Here is a 6,010-nt window from a genome sequence, read left to right on the forward strand (position 1 = left end):
TGGTCAGCAGCACCTCGCGCGGGCCGAACATCGCCAGGTGCTTGCGGTAGAGCAGGCCGATGTTGTCCGGCACCGTCTGCGCCGAGTTGATGTCGTGGGTGACGATGAGGAACGTCGCGTCCGTCTGGGCGTTCAGGTCGATGATCAGCTGGTTCAGGTACGCCGTGCGGACCGGGTCGAGGCCGGAGTCCGGCTCGTCGAACAGGATGATCTTCGGATCCAGTACCAGCGCCCTGGCCAGCCCGGCCCGCTTGCGCATCCCACCGGAGATCTCACCGGGCAGCTTTTCCTCGCTGCCGGTAAGCCCGACCATCGCCATCTTGTCCATGACGATGTCGCGGATCTCCCGCTCGGACCTGCGGGTGTGCTCGCGCAGCGGGAACGCGATGTTGTCGAACAGGTTCATCGACCCGAACAGGGCCCCGTCCTGGAACAGCACGCCGAACAGCTTGCGGATCTCGTAGAGCTCCGACTCCGAGCACCGGCACAGGTCGACGCCCTCGATGACGATCGACCCCCGCTCCGGCTTCAGCAGGCCGATCAGCGACTTCAGGAACACCGACTTGCCCGTCCCCGAAGGGCCCAGCAACACCGACACCTCACCGGGCGGCAGCGTCAGCGTCACGTCCGACCAGATGTTGGCCCGGCCGAAGGACTTCGTCAGCCCCTCGACCCTCACCTCGACCCCGGCCACCGATGCCTCCCCCGCCGCTTCGCATGGGACCTTCGCCCGGACACGCAGTGGGACGCGCTCGTCCACCGGCCGTCATCGACCCAACGACGGCACGGGAGGTCAGTTACTCATCGGTTCGGTGGGTGCGGTGCCCGCGGGTCCCGGCTCAGCCCCCGCGGCGGACGAGGCAATACGGGCGCCCCGCCGGGTCGCGCAGCACCGTCCACCACGGGTGGCGCGCCACCACCACGGCGCCCAGATCCACGTGCCGGGCGAGCGTGGCATCGGGATCGTCAGGATCGTCAGGATCGTCAGGATCGGTGCACCCGACGTCGAGGTGGGCGCCCGCTGCCGTGGCCCCTGTGGTCCCGTCGGCCCGGTCGAGGCGCTGCAGCAGGATCCGCAACGGCATCCCGGAGGGCCGGTCGAGGAAGGTGTACTCGGGCCGGTCGATCCCGCGCGGCGCCCAGCCGGTGAACCCCGCCCAGAAGGCGATCTCGGCGTCGGCGGTCCCGGGGAGCATGTCGAGGCAGATCTGGTCGGCCGCGCCGCCGGGGCCCGCAGCGGGCGGTGTCGCCTCGCCCTTCCATGAGACGAGGTGGAACGCGAACCCTCCGGGGGAGCGCAGCACCCGGTCGCCGCCGGGATCGGCCACCGGCTCCGCGCCCCGGCCCATCGCGTCGTCGGCCGTCGCGTCCGGGTCGTCGACGTGCAGTTCGAGATGCACGACCGCGTCGTCGCCGCCGGTCCGCTGCACGCGCAGGCACGGGTCGCCGGTCACGGGGACGAGCGTCGAGCCGCGCGCCGAGGGGCGCGCGGAGGGTGTCGTGCCGGTGACGGCCGCCCAGAAACCCTCGGCCGCGGCGGCGGTCGCCTCCGGGGTGTCGAGGACGGCGGTGAGCCAGCGGACCGGGTTCGCGGGTGTCACCGCGGCGCCCACCCGGCCCGGCTCATCCGCGGGCGGTGGGGACCGACCGCCGGAGCAGCCGGGCCAGCGCCGCGACGTCGCCGGTGAGCGTGTGGCGCCGCTGCAGTGGAGGTGGTGGTTCACCGGGTCCCGCCCAGCGGCTGTCGACCGCGTAACGGAGCGAGGTGAGGGCGATGGTCGTGAGGATGGCCATGAGCAGCAGAGGCGACATGGCATGAGTGTGGCTACTATTGGCCTGCTTCTCCAAGGCCAATTCGGCAAAGGTGGCTCTCCCAGTGCCTTCAGAGGATCTCCAACGGCGCGTCGGCGCCCGCAGCTTCGCCCGCCTGCTCGGCGACTGGCGCCCCCCGGACGGGCGCCGCCTCGCCGCCGCGCTGACCGACCGGGTGCGCCTGCTCGTGCTCGACGGCCGCCTGCCGCTGCAGACCCGGGTGCCCGCGGAGCGTGAGCTGGCCGCGGCGCTCGACGTCAGCCGCACCACCGTCGCCACCGCCTACGAGGCCCTCCGTGAGGTGGGGGTGCTGCACAGCCGCCGCGGCGCCGGAAGCTGGACACAGGCGCCCGGCGGGGGCGCTCCCGCCGCGTTCTCGCCGTTCTCCCCCCAGGACGGCGCCGAGCTCCACGACCTGGCCTACGCCGCCCTGCCCGCGCCACCCCAGCTGCGCGCCGCCACCGCCGAGGCCGCGCGCGACCTCGACGCCCGCCTCGGCGGCCACGGCTACGACCTCGCGGGCGTCCCGGTGCTGCGGGCCGCGATCGCCGCCCGCTTCACCGCCCGCGGCCTTCCCACCACCGCCGACCAGATCATCGTCACGAGCGGCGGGATGGGCGCGATCTCGCTCGCGCTCACCGCCCTCGCGAGCCCCGGTGACCGGGTCCTCGTCGAGCACCCCACCTACCCCAACGCGCTCGACGCCGTCCGCACCCGCGGCGCGCGCCCCGTCCCGGTGCCCCTGGCCCGCGACACCGTCGGCCCGGACGCGTGGGACCTCGACCTGTTCACCGCCGCGATCCGCGACACCGCGCCCCGCGCCGTCTACACCATTCCCGAGCACCACAACCCGAGCGGTGCCCGACTCGACGGCGAGGGCCGCGCCCGGCTGGTGGAGATCGCCCGCCGCACCGGCACGCCGCTGATCGTCGACGAGACCCTCTCCGAGCTCACGCTGGACGGGCCCGACATCGCCCCGGTCGCCGCCCACGGAGCCCCCGACTCGCCGCTCCTGGTCACCGTGGGCTCCGCCAGCAAGATCTTCTGGGGTGGCCTGCGCGTCGGCTGGATCCGCACGTCCGCGTCGCTCGCGCGCCGCATCGCCGCGATGCGCGCGTCCGTCGACCTCGGTGGGCCCGTGCTGGACCAGCTCGTCGTGGCCCGGCTGCTCGCCGACGTGGACGCCATCGGCACCGGGCGGCGCGCCGAGCTCGCCGCCGCACGCGACCGGCTGCTCGCCCTGGTCGGCGCCGCGTTCCCGCAGTGGCGGCCGTCGCGGCCGCGGGGTGGGCTGTCGCTGTGGATCGACCTCGGGGCACCCGTGTCGAGCCGGCTCGTCGGCCTCGCCCGGCGCCACGACGTCCTGCTCGTGGCCGGCCCCCGATTCGGCCTGGACGGCGCCTTCGAGCGGCATCTGCGGCTGCCGTACACGCTGCGCAGCGATCAGGCGGAACCCGCGCTCACCCGGCTCGCCGCCGCCTGGGAAGCCCTGGACCTGGGCGTGAGCGTCCCCGACCCCGACCCGATCGCCGTGGCCTGATCCTCCGGCCACCCCGCAGGTTCGTCGTAGAGTGCGGGGCACCGACCGCTTGGAGGAGGACGCGTGGGGGCAGGACCGCTCGCCGGGGTGAAGGTCGTCGAACTCGCGGGCATCGGTCCCGGCCCGCACGCGGCGATGATCCTCGCCGACCTCGGGGCGGACGTCGTGCGCATCGACCGCCCCGGCGGGCTGCAGCTCGGCGACGGCACGACCCCCGATCCCACGCTGCGCGGCCGCCGCTACGTCACCGCGAACCTCAAGGACCCGGCGGGTGTGGAGACCGTGCTGCGCCTGGTCGACAAGGCCGACGTCCTGCTGGAGGGCTACCGGCCCGGCGTCACCGAACGCCTCGGCGTCGGCCCCGAGCACTGCCACGCCCGCAACCCGAGGCTGGTCTACGGCCGGATGACGGGCTGGGGCCAGGACGGCCCGATGGCCCCCCGCGCGGGCCACGACCTCAACTACATCTCGCTCACCGGCGCACTGCACGCCATCGGACGGGCCGGTGAGCGGCCCGTCCCGCCGCTGAACTTCGTCGGGGACTTCGGCGGCGGCTCCATGCTGCTCGTCGTCGGCGTGCTCGCGGCGCTGTTCGAGGCGCAGCGCTGCGGGCGGGGCCAGGTCGTGGACGCCGCGATGGTGGACGGCGCGAGCCTGCTGTCGCAGATGTTCTGGGGCCTCCTCGCCCAGGGCGCCTGGACCGACGAGTCCGCGTCGAACCTCCTCGACGGCCACGCGCCGTTCTACGACACCTACACCTGTGCGGACGGCCGCCACGTCGCCGTCGGCTGCCTGGAGCCGCAGTTCTTCGCGGCCATGCTGGAGGGGCTCGGGATCTCCCCGGACGAGCTGCCCGCCCAGTACGACCGGGCCGGGTGGCCCGAGCTGCGCAAGCGCTTCGCCGTGGCGTTCGAGTCGCGCACCCGCGACGAGTGGGCGGCCGTGTTCGACGGCACGGACGCCTGCGTCACGCCCGTGCTCGCGTTCGGCGAGGTGGCGGCGCATCCGCACATGGCGGCGCGGTCCACGATCGTCGAGGGGGAGGGGGTGGCGCAGGCCGCCCCCGCGCCGCGGTTCTCGCGCACGCCGGCCGAGCTGCGCGGGCGACCCGGCGCGCCGGAGGACGTCGAGTCGGTGCTGGCGGACTGGTCCTGACGGGCACGGCCGGTCGCGACCTGTCGGTCACCGACACGCGGCCCCGTGACGGAGGATGTCCACCGACCAGCCCGCCGACCGAGAGGAGCCGCGCATGAGCAAGACGCCGCTGGGAGTGTCCGACGCGCTCTTCCTCTACGCCGAGACCCGCGAGACACCCATGCACGTCGGGGGGCTCACGCTGTTCACCGCGGCGGACGGTACGCCGGCCGACCACCTGCGCCTGCTCGTGGACGAGCTGCGTGCTGGCGTCGAGGTGCAGCCTCCGTGGAACCGCACGCTGGAGACGCCGTGGCTGCAGCCCAACCCCGTGCACCGCTGGGTCGACACGCAGGTCGATCTCGACTACCACGTGCGTCGCACCGCCGTCCCCATCCCGGGTGACGAGCGTGAGCTCGGCGTCCTCATCGCGCGGCTGCACACCAACCCGGTGGACCTGTCGCGCCCGCCGTGGGAGATGCACCTCATCGAGGGTCTCGCGGGCGGCCGGTTTGCGATCTACGTGAAGATCCACCATGCGCTCGTGGACGGCTACACGGGCATGAAGCTGCTGGCCCGCAGCCTGTCCGCGGACCCGGACGACAAGGACACGCCGCTGATGTTCACGGTGCCGCCGCCGTGGCGGGACCGCGACCAGAGCCACCAGGACGACCGCGATCCATGGGGCAGCCTCACGAGGCTGCTGCGCAGCACCGTGGGCGGCCTCGGCTCCGCGTTCGAGCTCGGCAAGGCCCTCACCCGCCTCGCCACCACCCCCGGCGACCTGGTCGGCAACATCGAGGCGCCGCCCTCCATCCTCAACCGGCGCATCACCCGCAACCGGCGCTTCGCCACCCAGCAGTACCCGCTGTCGCGGCTGAAGGCGATCGCCACCGCCGCGGGCTGCACCCTCAACGACGTTGTCCTGGCCGTCTGCGGCGGCGGGCTGCGCACCTACCTGACCGAGCGCGACGCCCTGCCCGACCGCCCGCTCGTCGCGTTCCTGCCCGTCAACGTCCGCCCCGAGGGTGATCCGGGCGGGGGCGTCGCGGTCGGCGCCATCCTCGCGTCGATGGGCACCGACGTCGCCGATCCCGCCGAGCGCCTCGCCGCCGTCGCCCGATCCACCACCGAGGGCAAGCGCCAGCTGCAGGGCATGAGCCAGCAGGCCAGGGTCGCCTACAGCGCCGCGCTGCTCGCCCCCGCGCTGCTGCAGAGCCTCGGCGCCGCCGTGAAGATCCCCAGCCCGCGCCTGACGTTCAACGTGACGGTGTCGAACGTCCCCGGCCCGCGCGAGCCCCTCTACTTCCGCGGCGCCCGGATGGACGCGACATACCCGCTGTCGATCCCGATCCACGGCGTCGCGCTCAACATCACGCTGCAGAGCTACGCCGACACGCTCGGCTTCGGCTTCATCGGCTGCCGCGACACCGTGCCGCACCTGCAGCGGCTCGCCGTGCAGACCGGGGACGCCGTCGACGCGCTGGAGGCCACCGTCCTGGGCTAGTCCTGGGCTAGTCCCAA

At 73.8% G+C, this 6,010-nt stretch carries 6 protein-coding genes; 3 read left to right on the forward strand and 3 right to left on the reverse strand.

The genetic code is table 11. The features are described 5' to 3' along the window. The 3 genes from AB7J25_RS29845 to AB7J25_RS29855 form a co-directional block, all read right to left on the reverse strand. The coding region (locus AB7J25_RS29845) for an ABC transporter ATP-binding protein (RefSeq protein ID WP_428514595.1) at positions 1-694 on the reverse strand (694 nt) is incomplete at its 3' end. Between the two features lie 145 nt (positions 695-839). Next, entirely contained in the window at positions 840-1,613 is a 774-nt protein-coding gene (locus tag AB7J25_RS29850) for a VOC family protein (protein ID WP_428514597.1), read from the reverse strand. A 10-nt stretch (positions 1,614-1,623) separates the two neighbouring features. Next, positions 1,624-1,812, reverse strand: a complete 189-nt coding sequence (locus AB7J25_RS29855) for a hypothetical protein (protein WP_428514599.1) — start codon at positions 1,810-1,812, stop codon at positions 1,624-1,626. Positions 1,813-1,876: 64 nt separating this feature from the next. Between AB7J25_RS29855 and AB7J25_RS29860 the strand changes: the two genes are divergently transcribed. From AB7J25_RS29860 to AB7J25_RS29870, 3 genes are all read left to right on the forward strand, one after another. Continuing rightward, complete coding sequence (locus tag AB7J25_RS29860; protein WP_428514601.1) at positions 1,877-3,352, forward strand: PLP-dependent aminotransferase family protein; 1,476 nt, start codon at positions 1,877-1,879, stop codon at positions 3,350-3,352. Between the two features lie 63 nt (positions 3,353-3,415). Further along, entirely contained in the window at positions 3,416-4,507 is a 1,092-nt protein-coding gene (locus AB7J25_RS29865; protein ID WP_428514603.1) for a CaiB/BaiF CoA transferase family protein, read from the forward strand. A gap of 94 nt (positions 4,508-4,601) precedes the next feature. Next, positions 4,602-5,993 carry a WS/DGAT/MGAT family O-acyltransferase gene (locus AB7J25_RS29870; RefSeq protein WP_428514605.1) on the forward strand — a complete coding sequence of 464 codons (1,392 nt, stop codon included), beginning with the start codon at positions 4,602-4,604 and terminating at the stop codon, positions 5,991-5,993. The last annotated feature ends 17 nt before the right edge of the window (positions 5,994-6,010 follow it).

It is taken from the genome of Pseudonocardia sp. (genome assembly GCF_050246655.1).
Classification (GTDB): Bacteria; Actinomycetota; Actinomycetes; order Mycobacteriales; family Pseudonocardiaceae; genus Pseudonocardia.